The following is a 16,732-nucleotide window of genomic DNA, read 5'->3' on the forward strand; positions in this document are numbered from 1 at the left end:
AAATAGAAATGAAATTAGCGGTTTACGGATATGGAAATAATGTGCTGAAAATGACGGCAGACAAGGTAGATACAGGCTTTCAGGGACTGGATACGCTTATCGCTGATATGTGGGAAACAATGGAACAAGCCCAAGGATGTGGATTAGCAGCTCCTCAAATCGGAAAATCACTACAACTCTTCGTAGCCGATAGTAAGATTTTGTACGATAATATGGACGAAACAGAACGAAAGGCAATTTTCACACAAGGTGATACCGGGATACGGGAGGTTTTTCTCAATACGGAAATCATAAGCCTTTCCGATAACAAATGGGAAGAAACCGAAGGCTGTTTGAGCCTGCCGTTTCTTTCAGGAAAAGTAGTCCGCTCGTGGTCGGTGGAAGTTCAATATCAAAATCAGGATTTTGAAACCATCAGAAAAACTTTCAGTGGAATGACAGCCCGTGTAATCCTGCACGAATACGACCATACGCAGGGCATTTTATACATAGACCGGGTAAAGCCATTGAGTAAAAAACTGATGGAAGGAAAACTGAAACAAGTGTTGAAAGGAAAAGTAGCAACACCCTATAAAATGAAATTTAAAGACTAAAATAATTTAACGCAACTCAATGTTTGTAATAAAAAGAAACGGAAAACAGGAAGCGGTACATTTCGATAAAATTACAGCAAGGCTTCATAAATTAGTGTATGGACTTGCAGTCAACGAAAAGGATGTCATAGAAATTGCCAAGAAAGTAATCCAAGGTATCTACGACAATGTAACCACGACCGAACTGGATAATCTTGCCGCTGAAACCGCTGCGGCTTATACTACAGTGCATCCTGATTTTGCTGTGCTTGCCGCACGAATTGCGGTCAGCAACCTGCATAAAAATACCTTAAAGTCGTTTTCCAAAACGGCTAAAATACTGTACGATTATATCGACCCGGTAACCAACACACACGCACCCCTGCTATCCAAAGAAACTTACGATATTATCCGTAAAAATGCCGATGAAATAGACAGCAGAATTATCTATGACCGTGATTATAATTTTGACTATTTCGGGTTTAAAACGCTGGAACGCTCATACCTGATACGGACCAACGGCAAAGTAACTGAACGACCACAACATTTATTTATGCGTGTGGCAATCGGTATCCATAAAGAAGACATTGAGGCAGCAATCGAAACCTACAACCTGATGAGCGAAAAATGGTTTGTTCACGCTACGCCCACATTATTCAATGCAGGAACTCCTAAACCACAGATGTCATCCTGCTTTCTGTTGAGTATGGTCGAAGACAGCATCAGCGGTATTTTCGACACACTGAAACGCTGTGCATTGATTTCCCAATCTGCCGGCGGTATCGGTATCAGCATTCACAATGTACGGGCAACGGGCAGTTACATCAAAGGTACAGGAGGTATTTCCAATGGCATTATTCCGATGCTTCGGGTGTACAATGACACGGCACGCTATGTTGACCAGGGCGGCGGTAAACGCAAAGGAGCGATTGCGGTTTATCTCGAACCATGGCACGCCGATATTTTTGATTTCTTAGACATCCGCAAAAATCACGGGAAGGAAGAAATGCGGGCAAGAGATTTGTTTCCGGCACTTTGGATACCCGACTTGTTTATGCAACGGGTAGAAGAAAATAGCGATTGGTCATTATTTGACCCGAACGAAGCACCGGGATTGTGTGATACATACGGTCAAGCGTTTGCTACAATGTATAAACAATATGAACAGGATGGAAAATTCCGTAAACAGGTTAAAGCCCGTGAATTGTGGAATGCCATTCTGGAAGCACAAATAGAAACAGGAACACCGTATATGTGTTACAAAGATGCGGTCAATGAAAAATCCAACCAGAAAAATATAGGTGTTATCCGTAGTTCCAACCTTTGTACGGAAATAATGGAATTTACCAATGCAGATGAAGTGGCAGTATGCAATCTGGCTTCGCTGGCATTGCCCCGTTATGTTTCCGAAAACGGTTTTGACTTTCAGAAGCTGTATGAGGTAACCAAAATCGTAACCCGAAACTTGAATAAGGTTATAGACGGCAATTATTATCCCGTACCCGAAACCGAAAATTCCAATTTCAAACATCGTCCGATAGGTTTGGGCGTACAAGGTTTGGCAGATGTGTTTATCCTGTTGCGATTGCCATTTGAAAGTGAAGAAGCAAAGCAATTGAATATTGACATTTTTGAAACCATCTACTTTGCCGCAATGGAAGCCTCTATGGAGCTGGCAAAGGAACAAGGTGCTTACGAGAGCTTTAAAGGTTCGCCTTTATCCGAAGGTAAATTTCAGTTTGATTTATGGGATGTGGAGCCGTCCGAACGATGGGATTGGAAAGGCTTACGCAAAGACGTAATGGAATTTGGAGTACGCAATTCGCTGTTGCTTGCACCGATGCCTACGGCTTCTACCTCGCAGATATTGGGAAACAACGAATGTTTTGAACCTTATACCAGCAATGTGTACAATCGTCGGGTTCTTTCAGGAGAATTTGTGGTGGTCAACAAGCATCTATTGAAAGACCTTATCGAATTGAATTTGTGGGATGCCAAGATGAAAAACAGGCTGATTACCGAAAACGGCTCCGTTCAAAATATGGAAGAAATTCCAACGGACTTAAAAGAATTGTACAAAACCGTGTGGGAAATCAAACAGAAAACCATTATTGATATGGCAGCCGACAGAGGTGCTTTTATCTGCCAGTCCCAATCGCTCAACCTGTTTATGGCAGAACCGAATATGGCAAAGTTGACTTCGATGCACTTTCATTCTTGGAAAAGCGGACTAAAAACAGGGATGTATTACCTGCGCACCAAAGCGGCGGCAGATGCTATAAAATTTACGGTAGAAACGGTACAATCAGCAGAAGACAAACAGGCAGCTATTTCCTGCTCACTGGATAATCCAGAAGAGTGTATTGCCTGTGGGAGTTAAACAATTAATAATCAAAAGCAATGTCAATATCAGCAGAAACAGATTTAATCGGAATGCAGGCAGTAAGCAAAGCGGTTGCCCTTACATTAAGGGCAATGCAGAGTTATGCCCAACCCGGTATGTCCACAAAAGAACTGGATGATTTCGGAGCGAAGATGCTTTACAGTTTTGGAGCAAAATCAGCCCCTTATTCCACATATAAATTTCCGGGTTGTACCTGTATCTGTGTCAATCAGGAGGTTGCACACGGCATCCCTTCAGCCGCAAAAATATTGAAAGAAGGTGATTTGATAAACGTAGATGTGTCTGCCGAACTTAACGGTTTTTGGGCTGATAATGGCGGTTCGTTTGTATTGGGAAACGATGTTCATAACCATGCTGTTTTGGTTGATGCATCCAAGCAAATCCTAAAGAAAGCAATAAGCAACATCAAAGCCGGTGTACGAATAAAAGATGTGGGGTATATTATTGAAACGGAAGCTAAAAGAAGAGGCTACAAAGTGATACACAATCTAACGGGACACGGCATCGGAAACAGGCTGCACGAAGAGCCGTCCATACCCAATTTCAGGGACAAAATGAATTTTAGCCGATTTAGGAAAAATACAGTTGTTGCCGTGGAAACATTTATAGCCACGCATTCTACAATGGCTGTATTGAGCAATCCGAAATCGGATGAATGGACACTTGTAGGAAATAAAGGCGGCTATGTAGCCCAGCACGAACATACCATTATCATTACTGACGGCACTCCTGTTATTTTAACAGAAGCCAACGGCATTTGGAATTAACAATAAAAATGACACAACCTATTCTCATAAAAGATACAAACATAGTCAATGAAGGCATCATTACGAATGCAGATGTACTCGTTGAAAATGGATATGTACAAAAAATAGGTGCTGCGCTTAATCAATCAGGTACTAAAGTGATTAACGGAACCGGTAAATTTTTATTTCCGGGTATCATTGATGGGCAGGTACATTTTCGTGACCCCGGATTAACATACAAGGCAGATTTATATACCGAAAGTAAAGCAGCCATTGCAGGAGGAGTTACCTCATTTATTGATATGCCGAACACGAAACCTAATGTACTCACGCTGGAACTGTGGAAAGAAAAATACCGTATGGCGGCACAAAAGTCTTTGGCAAACTTTGGTTTCTTTATGGGGGTAAATGCCGATAATATTGATGAAATTCTTCAGATGGATACCTCGCAGTTCCTGGCTGTATCAGACGACGGCTTGTATTTTACAAAGAAAGGAAACCTGCTTGCAGATAATCCGCAGGTAATGGAAAAACTGTTCGCCCATTGCGACTGTATCATTGCCGTACACGCAGAAAAGGAAACTATCATTACAGCTAACGAAGGTATTTACAAACAGCAATACGGAGAATATATTCCCTTTCGTCTTCATCCCCTGATACGGAGCGAAACTGCCTGCATAGAAGCTACAAAGGATTTTATCGCATTGGCGGAAAAATATAAGTCACGCCTGCATATCCTGCATTTGACCACCTCGGCAGAAGCACGTCTGTTCAGAAATAACATCCCTCTCAAAGATAAGAAAATCACGACCGAAGTTTGCGTACAGCATCTTTGGTTTTCGGAAAAAGACTACGACCGCTTGGGAGCACTGATAAAATGGAACCCAGCAATCAAGTCAGAAGCAGATAGAAAAGGGTTGTTGAAGGCACTTACAGATAATCATATTGACCTGGTTACTACTGACCATGCACCGCACAGCATTGAAGAAAAAAGCGGTAGTTATTTTACCGCCCTTTCAGGTGCGCCTATGGTGCAGCATTCGCTGAATATTATGCTTGAGTTCTATAAGCAGGGCATTATTTCGCTTGAAAAAATAGTAGAAAAGATGTGTCACAACCCTGCTATACTTTATCAAATCGAGAACAGGGGATTTATAAGGGAGGGTTATTATGCTGATTTGGTATTAGTGGATATGAACAGGGAATGGATGGTTTCAAAAGACAATATTCTGTATAAATGTGGCTGGTCGCCGTTGGAAGGTTCGGTTTTTCAAACCAAGGTAAGCCACACATTTGTCAATGGAAATCTTGTTTATGAAGAAGGGCATTTTAATGAAGACCTAAAAGGAAAAGCTTTAGTAAAACTTAATACATAACATTATGACAAAAATATTTCTCGTCCGGCACGGACAATCACAATGGAACCTTGAAAACCGCTTTACAGGTTGGAAAGATGTGGACATCACCGAATTGGGTAAACAGGAAGCTCAAAGGGCAGGTCAAAGTCTGAAAGACGAAAAAATAGACGTTTCCTTTACATCAAAATTGGTCAGGGCACAGCATACGCTGAACATCATACTGGATGAATGCGGAAATACGGATATGCCGGTGATTATGAATGAAGCATTAAACGAACGCTCCTATGGCGACCTCGAAGGGCTTAACAAAGCTGAAACCGCTCAAAAATTCGGAGCCGAACAGGTACATATCTGGCGGCGTTCATTCGACATAGCACCTCCAGGCGGGGAAAGTTTGAAACACACCTACGACCGTGTGATACCATATTTTGAAAGTAATATCAAACCTCAGTTGGAACAACACAAAAATGTACTCATCGTCGCACACGGAAATAGTTTGAGAGCATTGATTATGTACCTGGAACATCTTTCTCCCGAAGAAATACTGAAAAGGGAAATCGCCACAGGAGAGCCTTTGACGTATGTTTTTGATGAACAGATGAATGCTGTTAAGCTGGGAAGTATCACCCACACAAGTAGTATAGCCACAACTTAAATCAGGTTATGTATCTAAACAAATTCGACAATTCAGAAGCTGAACCGTTTAATGATTAATAATATCAAAAAAAGGACAAATGAATTATCCGATAAGCCTGATTGCCGATAAACTTCAGATTGATGGATTTTCGGCGAAGCAATCCCAAGAGGAACAGTTTGAAGCATTGGTATTCTACTTAAACCATCTGATACAATCGGACTTCAACAGGTTGCTGAGCATCCTGTACCGCATAGATGTTTCTGAAGATAAAGTAAAAAGTGCATTGGCACTGGATGCGGGAAAGCAGTCTTCAGGGCATACAATAGCCCGTCTGCTGATTGAACGGGAAACGGAAAAAATAAAACTTAGAGCAAAATACAGCAAGAAATGAACCTTATTGATACGAAAGGAAAAGTAATCGCCGTGGACTTTGACGGTACTATTGTAGAGCATAAATATCCCGAAATCGGAAACGAAATGCTGTTTGCTTTTACCACATTAAAAGCACTTCAATCCAAAGGACACCGGCTCATTTTGTGGACATACAGAAAAGAAAAAGAGCTGGAAGAAGCGGTTGAGTTTTGCAGGCAGAACGGAATGGTATTCTATGCTGTTAATGAAAATTATCCGGGAGAAACTGCCGAGGGTGATTTCAGCAGAAAAATCAATGCCGATATTTTTATTGACGACCGCAATGTAGGCGGATTTTTAGGATGGGATATTATTTGGCAAACCCTTCATCCCGAAGGAAGTGAATATGCACACCAATTAAAAAATAAAGAAGCTCATATCAATTACAAAAAGAAAAAAAAGAGCTGGCTTGGATTTGGAGGATAGAATAAGATATAAATTTAAACCAGCATTCACCTGGTTAGGTTTGTGTTCAAGTCAATTTTCAGATACGCTGTATCATTTAAGCCTAATTTAATACCTGTCTTATCTTGTCAAATAGTACAGGAACATCCAGCGTAATGATTTTTTCTGCGATATGTTCGCTGTCATCTATATTCATATCCAGATGTGTAATAAGAAACTGTTGTGTTAACGTCAATTGCTCCAAAATCAGCGATGCAATCCTGATACCTTCCGTTGTCATTTCACAACCGTGATATTTGCTGTACAAGACCAATTCTCTGCAAGACAATCTTTTCAGCATATCTGTGACAGAAGAGGCTTTAACTTGAAGTAATTTAGCTATTTGAGTAGTAGAAATATGCTTTCCCTCAGCTATTGAGGTTTGATAAATCTTTAACAGGTACATTTTTTCAGCATATGTCAGGTCGTTTATTTCTTCCATATTTCACTGTATTGGATTAAAATGCTTCGGGTCAAAATGCAAATATTAAGTATCTAAATATTTCAATAATCCGCATTAATCCCTATCACAATAATCAGTTTTTATAAAAGCAAATATAGAATACTATTACTTAAAAGTTACACAAGTCTAACTTTTTAATTATATTTGCCTAAACATTTATTTTGAATATTCAATGAATGACTTAGAAAAAACGTATTTCAGATGAAGATGAAAAATCACTTACATTGTCTTTATGTCTTAACCGTTGCGTTCCTATTGTTTTCCTGTAGGGAGAACAAGAAATCGGTCACAGGCGAAAAACCCTATATCGTTACCACAACGGGAATGATAGCCGATATAGTAGAAAACATAGCCGGAGATTCGGCAAAGGTAGAAGCCATTATGCAACCCGGAGTGGACCCGCATTTGTACAAAGCAAGCCAGGGCGACCTCAAAAAAATAATGGATGCCGATTATATCTTTTACAACGGTCTGCACCTTGAAGGTAAAATGGGCGAAATACTGGAGAAACAGACCCACGTAAAGCCTGTGATTGCTTTGGGTGACTCCATCAGCCGGGGAAAAATAATCAGTGTATCCGACAATACGTATGACCCGCATATCTGGTTTGACGTACAGCTTTGGAAAGAAGCTGCGGAAATAACATTGAAAAGCCTTATCCGGCTCAATCCTGAAAACACGGTGTATTATCAGCAAAATGCCGATAAATACCTGAAAGAACTGGACAGCCTCGACCATTGGGTGAAAGCCGAAATTTCTACCATTCCCGAAAACAGAAGGGTACTGATTACCGCACACGATGCGTTCAGCTATTTTGGAAAGGCTTATGGAATTGAGGTAAGGGGATTGCAAGGTATATCCACGATGTCGGAAATCGGTTTGCGGGATGTTACCGATTTGGTCAATTTTATTATCAAAAATGATATTCCCGCAGTATTTGTCGAAAGTTCCGTATCAGACAAATCGCTCAAGGCTGTGGTGGAAGGCGTGAATAACAAAGGAAAAAAACTGTCCATCGGAGGTAATCTTTTTTCGGATGCAATGGGCGAAAAAGGAACTTCCGAAGGCACATACACCGGAATGGTAAAACACAATGTGAATACCATCGTAACCGCATTAAAACAGTAAACAAATGATTATTCAATCTGAAAATCCGGTATTGGAAGTACACGACCTCACGGTAAGCTATTCAAGCAAACCGGCTCTTTGGGGTGTTGATTTCAGTTTACCCGAAGGAAGCATTACCGGTATTATTGGTCCGAACGGTTCCGGTAAATCCACTTTGCTCAAATCCATAATGGGCTTGATTCCTCTATCAAGCGGCTATGTAAAAATATTCGGAAAAGACTTAGACCAGGTGCGCAGCCGGGTGAGCTATGTTCCCCAACGGGAATCGGTGGACTGGGATTTTCCGGTATCAGCACTTGATGTGGTATTGATGGGAAGATATGCCAAAATTGGAATGCTTCGCAGCATACGCAGTTCGGACAGGAAAATCGCAATGGAATGTCTTGAAAAAGTGGGAATGACTGATTTTGCCAAACGGCAGATTTCCCAGCTTTCGGGCGGACAGCAGCAACGTGTCTTTATAGCAAGGGCATTGGCACAGGAAGCCGATTTTTACCTGATGGATGAACCGTTTGCCGGTGTGGATGCAGCAACAGAAGAAGCCATTATCACTTTATTACGTGAAATGGTCAATGCCAAAAAGAACGTCATCGTTGTACATCACGATTTGGATACCATTACCGAATATTTTGATTGGCTCGTAATGCTCAATATGCGACTTGTAGCTTCGGGTCCGATGAAGCAGGTTTACATTCCCGAATTGCTCAAAAAAACCTACGGCACACGCTTATCTGTATTGGCAGAAGCAGGAGATTTACTGGCAAAAGATAAATTTTCCGAAAAAAAATAATCAACAGATACAATGGATAATTTCGTTAACTTTTTTTCATTCAATGACCCCAACGTCAGGTACGTGGTACTCGGGAGCATCCTGCTTTCGGTAAGTGCAGCCATTGTGGGTTCATTCATTGTGCTGAAAAAAAAATCTCTTGTGGGAGATGCCGTTTCGCATTCGGTATTGCCGGGTATCTGTGCTGCTTTTCTTTTTGCAGGTACTAAGAATACTTCACTGATGCTTGTCGGAGCGTTTATTTCAGGGTGGCTTTCGCTCGTTACGATAGACTATATAACCGCAAAATCAAAGATAAAGAAAGACGCTGCCATCGGGCTGGTGCTTTCGGTGTTTTTCGCATTGGGCATTGTGCTGATGACTTACATTCAGCAATCAGGTAATGCGGCACAAAGCGGTATGGACCGTTTTATATTCGGGAAGGCGGCAACACTTATAGGCAGCGACCTGATAACCTTTTCTGTTATTGCCGTGGTACTGATTGCGGTTACACTTGCTTTTTTCAAAGAATTTACGATTATAGCCTTTGACGAGCATTATGCCGAAGTATTGGGATTGCCTGTTCGGAAATTGGATTTGTTATTGACCAGTCTTACCGTATTGGCGGTAGTATCGGGTATTACCGCAGTAGGCGTTGTACTGATGGCTGCGATGCTTATTACACCTGCCGCTGCCGCAAGATATTGGACACACAATATCAGGCGGATGGTCTTGTTTGCCGCTATATTCGGTGCCGTTTCGGGACTGGCAGGAGCTTACATTTCATACATCGCTCCGGCGATGCCGACAGGTCCGTGGATGGTGGTGGTTTCGTCATTGATTGCTTTTTTCTCGTTCTTTTTTGCCCCGTTGGGTGTTGTCCCAAAAACGTTGAAACGCAACAAGAACAGCCGTACTATGATGGATGAAAATATCCTGAAGCTGTTTTACCAAATAAGCGAAAAGGGCGACAATTTCAAAATGAAAAGAACGGTGGAGGAATTGCTGGCTTTCAAAAAAATGCAACCGACCCAATTAAAATCAGGAATGAAAAGATTGAACCGGCAAGGTCTTTTGGATTACAGTAACCAACAGGCACAACTGACCGAAACAGGGCTTGTAAAAGCTAAAAAAATCGTTCGGTTACACCGTTTGTGGGAATTGTACCTGACAAACTTTATGGAAATAGCTCCCGACCACGTACACGACAATGCCGAAGAAATGGAGCATTACATCACGCCCGAGCTGGAAAAACAATTGGAAAAATATTTAGATAATCCTGAAACAGACCCGCATGGGACTGTGATACCGAAGTAATACAAAACAGATAAAATGATAGCATTGTGGATTATATTGACCGGAGCATTGGTGGCGATTTCCTGCGGATTGCTGGGCAGTTTTCTCGTACTCCGCAAAATGAGTATGGTAGGCGATGCCATCAGCCATGCCGTGCTTCCGGGCATCGTCATCGCCTTTTTATGGAGCGGCAGCCGTGATACGCTTCCTATGCTTCTTGGCGCAGGAGCCACGGGATTATTGGCGACATTCTTTATTGAATATCTGCACCGTAAAGCCCGCTTACAAACCGATGCTGCTATCGGGATTGTCTTTACCTTTATGTTTGCCGTGGGCATTATCCTTATCAGCACCTTTGCCGGAAAAATTGACCTTGACCAGGATTGTGTACTATACGGTGAACTCGCTTATGTACCTATCAATCTCTGGATACTACCTGACGGCACAAGCATCGGTCCAAAACCGGTGTATATACTTTCGGTAGTGCTGCTCTTGGTGGTACTGTTTATTTATTTCGGCTACAAAGAACTGAAGCTAACCTCATTCGACCCGTCTTTTGCTGGGAGTATCGGCATTTCTACCGCATTGTGGCATTACCTGCTGATGGCAGCAGTGTCTTTTACCACCGTAAGTGCTTTTGAATCTGTCGGAGCGATACTGGTTATTACCTTTCTTATTGGTCCGCCCGCAGCGGCTTATTTGCTTACAGAAGATTTAAAGAAAATGCTGTTCATTACCGTTGGCATCGGTATTCTGGTTTCTTTTACCGGATATTGGCTGGCTTACTGGCTCAATGCGTCTATTGCCGGATGTATGGCGTTAATGACGGGAGTTGTATTTGCCCTTGTTTTCGTGTACACACAGTTTGTACTGAAAAACAAAAGATTGAAGTTGGCAGCAAGGAATACTTTGCTTTCGCAAAAAATAGAGTAAACAGATTTTAAAAAATTATAAATAATGAAGAAGACATTTAGGATAATCGGGACTAACGTTATTGCATTAATACTTCTTTCAGGGTGCAATAGCAAAGGGCAAAAAGAACACAATCAGACAAACGAAGGCAATTTATCGGTTACTCCGGTAGAGCATTCCAGGGCTTTTCCCGGTGCAACGCTGAAAATACAGGACATTCAGGTAAAAGAAACGACTTCATCGGATTCGGTGACTTTCAAAGTAAATTACGGCATTGAGAATTTTACGCTTACGGAACACACCGAGGACCACAATGCCCGTCATCTTGCCAATTCGCACGACGGACAGCATATCCATTTCATTATGGATAATTCGCCCTATACGGCATTGTACAAACCTGAAAATGAAATAAAACTCAAAAAAGGAACAGAACATTATTTACTGTCTTTTCTTTCCCGTTCGTACCACGAATCCATAAAAGAACCGAAAGCATTTGTACTGAACCGTTTCCAAGTAACAGATGATGGTAAATATCAGGAATTGGAAACATCCAAAACACCAATGCTGTTTTACAGCAGACCAAAAGGAGAATATGCAGGAAAAGATACCGAAGCTGTTTTGTTAGATTTTTATGTGGTAAATGCCAATCTTTCTGAACAGGGACACAAAGTAAATGCTGTAATCAATGGTGATACGTTTGTGCTGAACAAATGGCAGCCCTATCAGATAAAAGGTCTTCCACTCGGTGAAAATACCATCAGACTGACTTTAATTGATGCTTCGGGTAAGCAGGTGACAGGAGAAAATACATCTGTTGAGCGAACAATTGTTTTGAAGGAATAGGAATTGATTAAATAGTAGTGAATAGTTGAACCTTTCTATGATACGGTTCAACTATTTTTTTTTCGCTTCTTACTGACAAGCAATTTATCACAAACTTTACTGCTCAGCATTTCATTTTCCTTATTGGCATAGCTAATAGCCATACTGCCGTCAAACGGTTCAATTTGTTTTATTTTAAGTTCAAGCCCTAAAGAAAGTTCACGACTGGTGAGGAACTTCAGCAAATCTTCAGAAGATAACTGTACAGCCATAAAAGTAACACTTTCACCTACTTTACAGTCACTTAATTTTAGGTAATTGTCTGATGCTATATTTCCATCAGCATCCGGGATAGGAGAACCGTGTGGGTCCACTTTAGGAAAGCCCAATAATTCATCCATTTTGTCAAAAAATTCTTGAGCCTGAATATGTTCGATTTGTTCGGCTATATGATGAACTTCCTCCCATCCAAACCCCATTTTCTCTACCAGGTACATCTCTGTCAATCGATGTTTACGGATAATAAGAGCAGCCTGCTTTTTGCCCTCATCCGTTAGTTTCAGTGGCTTATAGCTTTCGTAAACCACGAGTTCCTTTTCGGCGAGCCGTTTCATCATACTGTTTACAGTAGGCATTTTTATGTCTAACTGTTTACTGATGTCATTGACACTGGCTTCTCCTTTCAAGCTGGTCAGATTGTATAGAACCTTCAGGTAATTTTCTTCCGTTTGTGATATCATTCAGCAAATTTATCAAATATTAGCTCTGCCTAACAACAAAGTTAGAAATTATTTTGTTAGTATCATCTAACTTATTACTTTTGCTAAAGTAAATTTAAATATTAGACTAATGAAAAAAACCTACATTGTTTTGCTTGGGATTATTACGCTCATTGCCTGTATTCAATCATGTGATAAGTTTGAACCTGATGAACCTGCTGAAGACGCATTGTTAGATGGTCCTATAGACGGATTAAGTTACGAGGAAACACAGCGATTTTTGGATGGTGATGTAACTTTTAATGATGAAGTATTTACCGTTGAAAAGGGTCTGGGACCTTTGTTCGTTGCCAATAGTTGTGTAAGTTGTCATGCTGGTGATGGTAAGGGACATCCTTTCAGTACACTTACACGATTTGGACAGGTCGATGAAACGGGAAATATGTTTCTTCATTTAGGAGGACCGCAGTTGCAAAACAGGGCTATCCCCGGCTATCAACCTGAAACAATACCTTTTGGAGCGACATTTTCAAAATTTACTCCTCCTGCCGTTACAGGTTTAGGATTATTGGAATTTGTTCCCGACAACGTTTTATTGGCAATGGCAGACCCGAACGATGCAGATGGTGACGGGATTTCGGGAAGGGTCAACTGGATTGATATTCCTTCTTATACAACGCCCCGCAGCGGTGGTGTTACCCAGGGAGGGAAATACATTGGTCGTTTCGGCAAGAAGGCAAGCGTGTATGACTTGCTTCATCAAACAGTGGATGCTTTGACACAGGATATGGGCATTACCTCCGTGTATAATCCTGTTGATGTATATTCGGGAGAGGAAATTGACCCGGAAATAGCGACCCAAAAAGTTAATAACCTCGCCTTTTATCTTAAGACACTGAAAGCTGCAATGCCACGAAATCAAAACGACCCCGAAGTCGTATATGGCAAAACATTATTTAACTCTGTTAGCTGTACCAGCTGCCACAAATCTCAGTTAACTACCGGAAATGCACCTATACCAGCTTTGGCATTTAAAGATTTTTATCCTTATACAGACCTTTTACTCCATGATATGGGACCAGACCTCGATGACGGTTACACCGAAGGGTCTGCTAAAACGTATGAATGGCGTACACCACCGCTTTGGGGTTTAGGTCTTTCTCCTGATTCTCAGGGTGGAAAGTTTTATCTGATGCACGATGGAAGAGCAAAAAGCATTGAAGCAGCAATTGAATTGCATGGCGGAGAAGCTTCACAATCGAGACAGAAATATAGAAATCTAAATCAAAGCGATAAAGCTGCTATCATAAAGTTTCTTAAGTCTTTATAAAATGAACCGGAAAAAATTTATTAAACAATGTGGGTTTGCCTGCATCAGCAGCAGTATTGCTATGCTGTTGTTAGAAAGTTGTGCGTCGGCTAAAACGGTTACCGGTAATATAATAGATACTGATATGGTAGTACCCTTGGATAGTTTCTTAACCGGCAACAACAAAACAGACTTTAAGAAATATATTGTTGTGGAACACCCACAGTTAAAGTATCCAATTTGTGTGTTCCGGTTTAGTGAAAACGATTATTCAGCCCTTCTCATGCAATGCACCCATCAGGGAGCGGAGCTGCAAGTATTTGGCGACCGGTTACAATGTCCTGCACATGGAAGCGAATTTGACAATAAAGGGAATGTTCAAAATGGTCCGGCTGATACCCACCTTCGCTCATTTCCCACTATAATTACTAACAATCAACTTAAAATATCTCTTAAAAATGCATAATAAACATTTACTTTTTTCATTATTAGCAGGCATGACCTGCTTCTGTACTTCTGTAAATGCACAGATTGATTCCACACTTTTCAACCGTATAGCTCCTCCACAGGATTCGCTAAAAAACAGTATGAATATGGATGCTATCTATAACCGGCCATTATTGTCTATGGGAAAATTGCCTGTTGCAGTAGGTGGATATATGGAAGCCAACTGGCAGCATTTGGGAGAAGATGGCGTTAGCGAAGGGCATCAGTTCCAGTTCAGAAGATTAAGCATTTTTTTGGCTTCTACTATTAGTAAAAGAATTAAATTCATGTCGGAGGTAGAATTTGAACCTGCAGAAGGAGAAATAGCCGTTGAGTTTGCAGCCTTAGATGTTGAATTTAGTCCATTGTTAAATTTAAGAGGCGGTATGATTGTGAACCCGATTGGTTCTTTCAACCAAAATCATGACGGCCCCAAATGGGAATTTACCGACCGCCCCATATCGGCAACGCAATTGCTTCCGGCGACCTGGAGTAATGCCGGGTTTGGTCTATATGGAAAAAAATATAGTGGCAACTGGATGTTTGGTTACGAAGCCTACTTGTCCAGTGGATTTGACGGAACTATAATCAATAATGAGCAGAATAAAACTTATCTGCCGGCAGCAAAAGATAATGCAGAACGTTTTGAGGAATCTACCAGTGGAGAGCCTCTTTATACGGGCAAAATAGCAGTCAGAAATAACAAGATTGGAGAAATCGGTTTATCTTATATGGGAGGTGCTTACAACAGCTACAATGATGATGGTTCGGATATTGACGACAGAAGGACATTAAGTGTATTTGCCGTTGACTTCAATACAACACTTCCTACACTTAATACATTTATTACAGGTGAATGGGCATGGATAAATGTTGATGTTCCCGAAACCTACACACAGCAATATGGCAATAAACAATATGGAGGTTTTGTGGATATTGTACAACCTGTTTTAAAAAGAAAAATACTGGGATGGGATAATGCCACACTAAACCTTGCTTGCCGGTTGGAATATGTCGACTGGAATGTTGGAAAATTTAGAGAAACAGGAGAAAAAATGGGTGATGAAACTTGGAGCGTTGTCGGCGGCGTAAGTTTTCGACCAAATGCTCAAACTGTGATGAGACTTAATTACAGACATCAACGGACAAAAGACCTTTTAAATAATCCACCTGCATTATTGGGAGGCTTTAGTTTTGGTATTTCTACATATTTTTAAACAATTGAATAGCATTTTATAAATACCTCAAGGATATAGTTACGGAGGAGAAAAAATTGCTTTTCCAACCTGGGTTTTTCTTAACTCTAAATATCAGGTATTGTTCAGATACAGCGGAGTATTAAAGCCTCTGGAAGTAAAAGAATTACTAAAAGCCATTGAACAATCTCAATAAAGCTTCTTTGATGGATTGCTTTATTTTTCTGTTATATGAAAATATATGGATATAGCCTATAATAAAATATCACAAAAACTTGAAAGAGAAATTAGAGAATTGGAGATTGAATACGATTGTTCGATACAACGGATAGAAGACGTAATTCAACTTATTATCCAAACCTTGTCAGATTTAAAGAAGTTTGTTTTAAAACAAGGGTTTAAAAATGCTGATGAGGAAATCTATTTTTTCAAACATCAGAAACCTGTCATTGTTGCAAAGCTCATTTACTACAATGCCGTCTATAAAATCGAAACAAAAAAACCTAATGGAGCAAAGGCTATTAAAAAATACCTCAATGAAGAATTGAGAAAGCTAAAAAGGTATTTTGACAACAATCTTGAATTTTATAAGTACTACCGTACAAACAACACCTTTATTGATGATAAGCTGTTTATTCGGGGCAAATACGATATAAAATTGAGCCTGGATACCATTTATTTTGAAACCGACCATAGATTTTCAACTTCCCACGATTATAAAGCGGCAAAGATTATCGCCAACGACCAGATACAAATTTATATTGAAGACCAACTGAATAATAACAATCAGAAGAAGCCATCTAACAATTTTGCTTTAAATTGGGCGGAAAGCAAAACAGCATTAACCGAATTGATTTACGCCCTGCATTCGCAGGGTGCATTTGGCAATGCAGATATAATAGCCATCGCCAAAACATTTGAAAGTACGTTCAATATCAGTTTAGGCGATTTCTATCATACGTTTATGGAACTTAAAGCAAGGAAAATAAACCCCACAAAATTCCTTGACAGCCTGCGTGATGCCCTAATCAGGAAAATGGATGAAGAGGACGAAATGTAG

18 protein-coding genes are annotated in these 16,732 nt (G+C 40.7%); 16 read left to right on the forward strand and 2 right to left on the reverse strand.

Going from position 1 to position 16,732, the window contains the following annotated elements; all coding sequences use genetic code 11:
* The first annotated feature begins 8 nt into the window (after window positions 1–8).
* The 7 genes from def (at window position 9) to AC106K_RS11375 (ending at window position 6,554) form a co-directional block, all read left to right on the forward strand.
* Window positions 9–593: a peptide deformylase gene (gene def, locus AC106K_RS11345; RefSeq protein ID WP_482397994.1), complete on the forward strand. Its 585-nt coding sequence runs from the start codon at window positions 9–11 to the stop codon at window positions 591–593.
* Window positions 594–612: 19 nt separating this feature from the next.
* Window positions 613–2,952 (forward strand): ribonucleoside-diphosphate reductase subunit alpha, encoded by a 2,340-nt coding sequence (locus tag AC106K_RS11350; RefSeq protein ID WP_482397995.1) that lies wholly within the window; start codon window positions 613–615, stop codon window positions 2,950–2,952.
* A gap of 20 nt (window positions 2,953–2,972) precedes the next feature.
* On the forward strand, window positions 2,973–3,743 hold the full coding sequence (map, locus tag AC106K_RS11355) for a type I methionyl aminopeptidase (protein WP_482397996.1): 771 nt from the start codon (window positions 2,973–2,975) through the stop codon (window positions 3,741–3,743).
* A gap of 8 nt (window positions 3,744–3,751) precedes the next feature.
* Entirely contained in the window at window positions 3,752–5,098 is a 1,347-nt protein-coding gene (locus tag AC106K_RS11360; protein ID WP_482397997.1) for a dihydroorotase, read from the forward strand.
* 4 nt (window positions 5,099–5,102) lie between these two features.
* The gene (locus AC106K_RS11365) at window positions 5,103–5,735 is read left to right on the forward strand and encodes a 2,3-bisphosphoglycerate-dependent phosphoglycerate mutase (RefSeq protein ID WP_482445391.1); all 633 of its coding nucleotides are present in this window, start codon (window positions 5,103–5,105) and stop codon (window positions 5,733–5,735) included.
* A 79-nt stretch (window positions 5,736–5,814) separates the two neighbouring features.
* Window positions 5,815–6,108, forward strand: a complete 294-nt coding sequence (locus AC106K_RS11370) for a hypothetical protein (RefSeq protein WP_482398000.1) — start codon at window positions 5,815–5,817, stop codon at window positions 6,106–6,108.
* On the forward strand, window positions 6,105–6,554 hold the full coding sequence (locus tag AC106K_RS11375) for a BT0820 family HAD-type phosphatase (RefSeq protein WP_073063050.1): 450 nt from the start codon (window positions 6,105–6,107) through the stop codon (window positions 6,552–6,554). The genes AC106K_RS11370 and AC106K_RS11375 overlap by 4 nt, the downstream gene beginning before the upstream one ends.
* Window positions 6,555–6,636: 82 nt before the next feature.
* On the opposite strand, the gene AC106K_RS11380 is transcribed toward AC106K_RS11375, so the two are convergent.
* Window positions 6,637–7,014, reverse strand: coding sequence for a metal-dependent transcriptional regulator (locus AC106K_RS11380; RefSeq protein WP_073063053.1), 378 nt, complete (start codon window positions 7,012–7,014; stop codon window positions 6,637–6,639).
* 222 nt (window positions 7,015–7,236) lie between these two features.
* On the opposite strand from AC106K_RS11380, the gene AC106K_RS11385 reads away from it, so the two are divergent.
* From AC106K_RS11385 to AC106K_RS11405, 5 genes are read left to right on the forward strand one after another with little or no spacing between them, the layout of a single operon-like run.
* Window positions 7,237–8,163 carry a metal ABC transporter solute-binding protein, Zn/Mn family gene (locus AC106K_RS11385; RefSeq protein WP_346428715.1) on the forward strand — a complete coding sequence of 309 codons (927 nt, stop codon included), beginning with the start codon at window positions 7,237–7,239 and terminating at the stop codon, window positions 8,161–8,163.
* 4 nt (window positions 8,164–8,167) lie between these two features.
* Entirely contained in the window at window positions 8,168–8,953 is a 786-nt protein-coding gene (locus tag AC106K_RS11390) for a metal ABC transporter ATP-binding protein (protein WP_073063059.1), read from the forward strand.
* Between the two features lie 12 nt (window positions 8,954–8,965).
* The gene (locus tag AC106K_RS11395) at window positions 8,966–10,249 is read left to right on the forward strand and encodes a metal ABC transporter permease (RefSeq protein WP_073063062.1); all 1,284 of its coding nucleotides are present in this window, start codon (window positions 8,966–8,968) and stop codon (window positions 10,247–10,249) included.
* 15 nt (window positions 10,250–10,264) lie between these two features.
* Window positions 10,265–11,161: a metal ABC transporter permease gene (locus tag AC106K_RS11400; RefSeq protein WP_073063065.1), complete on the forward strand. Its 897-nt coding sequence runs from the start codon at window positions 10,265–10,267 to the stop codon at window positions 11,159–11,161.
* A gap of 24 nt (window positions 11,162–11,185) precedes the next feature.
* Window positions 11,186–11,983 carry a hypothetical protein gene (locus AC106K_RS11405; protein ID WP_482445395.1) on the forward strand — a complete coding sequence of 266 codons (798 nt, stop codon included), beginning with the start codon at window positions 11,186–11,188 and terminating at the stop codon, window positions 11,981–11,983.
* A gap of 47 nt (window positions 11,984–12,030) precedes the next feature.
* Here the strand turns inward: AC106K_RS11405 and AC106K_RS11410 are convergent, their stop codons facing one another.
* Window positions 12,031–12,702 (reverse strand): metal-dependent transcriptional regulator, encoded by a 672-nt coding sequence (locus AC106K_RS11410; protein WP_073063070.1) that lies wholly within the window; start codon window positions 12,700–12,702, stop codon window positions 12,031–12,033.
* A 109-nt stretch (window positions 12,703–12,811) separates the two neighbouring features.
* On the opposite strand from AC106K_RS11410, the gene AC106K_RS11415 reads away from it, so the two are divergent.
* The 4 genes from AC106K_RS11415 to AC106K_RS11430 all read left to right on the forward strand — a co-directional run bounded on the left by AC106K_RS11415 (window position 12,812) and on the right by AC106K_RS11430 (window position 16,732).
* Complete coding sequence (locus AC106K_RS11415) at window positions 12,812–14,011, forward strand: di-heme oxidoredictase family protein (RefSeq protein WP_482398001.1); 1,200 nt, start codon at window positions 12,812–12,814, stop codon at window positions 14,009–14,011.
* A gap of 1 nt (window position 14,012) precedes the next feature.
* A complete protein-coding gene (locus AC106K_RS11420) occupies window positions 14,013–14,456 on the forward strand; it encodes a Rieske (2Fe-2S) protein (protein WP_068944918.1) in 444 nt (147 codons plus the stop codon).
* Window positions 14,449–15,693: a hypothetical protein gene (locus tag AC106K_RS11425; RefSeq protein WP_482398002.1), complete on the forward strand. Its 1,245-nt coding sequence runs from the start codon at window positions 14,449–14,451 to the stop codon at window positions 15,691–15,693. The genes AC106K_RS11420 and AC106K_RS11425 overlap by 8 nt, the downstream gene beginning before the upstream one ends.
* 220 nt (window positions 15,694–15,913) lie before the next feature.
* Window positions 15,914–16,732 (forward strand): RteC domain-containing protein, encoded by an 819-nt coding sequence (locus AC106K_RS11430; protein WP_068944920.1) that lies wholly within the window; start codon window positions 15,914–15,916, stop codon window positions 16,730–16,732.

The sequence above is a fragment of the Chryseobacterium sp. FR048 genome (assembly GCF_056844665.1).

Bases quoted from the DNA above. Each gene is read 5' to 3' on its own strand.
- def (WP_482397994.1), top strand. From the start codon at position 9: ATGAAATTAGCGGTTTACGGATATGGAAATAATGTGCTGAAAATGACG.
- AC106K_RS11350 (WP_482397995.1), top strand. From the start codon at position 613: ATGTTTGTAATAAAAAGAAACGGAAAACAGGAAGCGGTACATTTCGAT.
- map (WP_482397996.1), top strand. From the start codon at position 2,973: ATGTCAATATCAGCAGAAACAGATTTAATCGGAATGCAGGCAGTAAGC.
- AC106K_RS11360 (WP_482397997.1), top strand. From the start codon at position 3,752: ATGACACAACCTATTCTCATAAAAGATACAAACATAGTCAATGAAGGC.
- AC106K_RS11365 (WP_482445391.1), top strand. From the start codon at position 5,103: ATGACAAAAATATTTCTCGTCCGGCACGGACAATCACAATGGAACCTT.
- AC106K_RS11370 (WP_482398000.1), top strand. From the start codon at position 5,815: ATGAATTATCCGATAAGCCTGATTGCCGATAAACTTCAGATTGATGGA.
- AC106K_RS11375 (WP_073063050.1), top strand. From the start codon at position 6,105: ATGAACCTTATTGATACGAAAGGAAAAGTAATCGCCGTGGACTTTGAC.
- AC106K_RS11380 (WP_073063053.1), bottom strand. From the start codon at position 7,014: ATGGAAGAAATAAACGACCTGACATATGCTGAAAAAATGTACCTGTTA.
- AC106K_RS11385 (WP_346428715.1), top strand. From the start codon at position 7,237: ATGAAGATGAAAAATCACTTACATTGTCTTTATGTCTTAACCGTTGCG.
- AC106K_RS11390 (WP_073063059.1), top strand. From the start codon at position 8,168: ATGATTATTCAATCTGAAAATCCGGTATTGGAAGTACACGACCTCACG.
- AC106K_RS11395 (WP_073063062.1), top strand. From the start codon at position 8,966: ATGGATAATTTCGTTAACTTTTTTTCATTCAATGACCCCAACGTCAGG.
- AC106K_RS11400 (WP_073063065.1), top strand. From the start codon at position 10,265: ATGATAGCATTGTGGATTATATTGACCGGAGCATTGGTGGCGATTTCC.
- AC106K_RS11405 (WP_482445395.1), top strand. From the start codon at position 11,186: ATGAAGAAGACATTTAGGATAATCGGGACTAACGTTATTGCATTAATA.
- AC106K_RS11410 (WP_073063070.1), bottom strand. From the start codon at position 12,702: ATGATATCACAAACGGAAGAAAATTACCTGAAGGTTCTATACAATCTG.
- AC106K_RS11415 (WP_482398001.1), top strand. From the start codon at position 12,812: ATGAAAAAAACCTACATTGTTTTGCTTGGGATTATTACGCTCATTGCC.
- AC106K_RS11420 (WP_068944918.1), top strand. From the start codon at position 14,013: ATGAACCGGAAAAAATTTATTAAACAATGTGGGTTTGCCTGCATCAGC.
- AC106K_RS11425 (WP_482398002.1), top strand. From the start codon at position 14,449: ATGCATAATAAACATTTACTTTTTTCATTATTAGCAGGCATGACCTGC.
- AC106K_RS11430 (WP_068944920.1), top strand. From the start codon at position 15,914: ATGGATATAGCCTATAATAAAATATCACAAAAACTTGAAAGAGAAATT.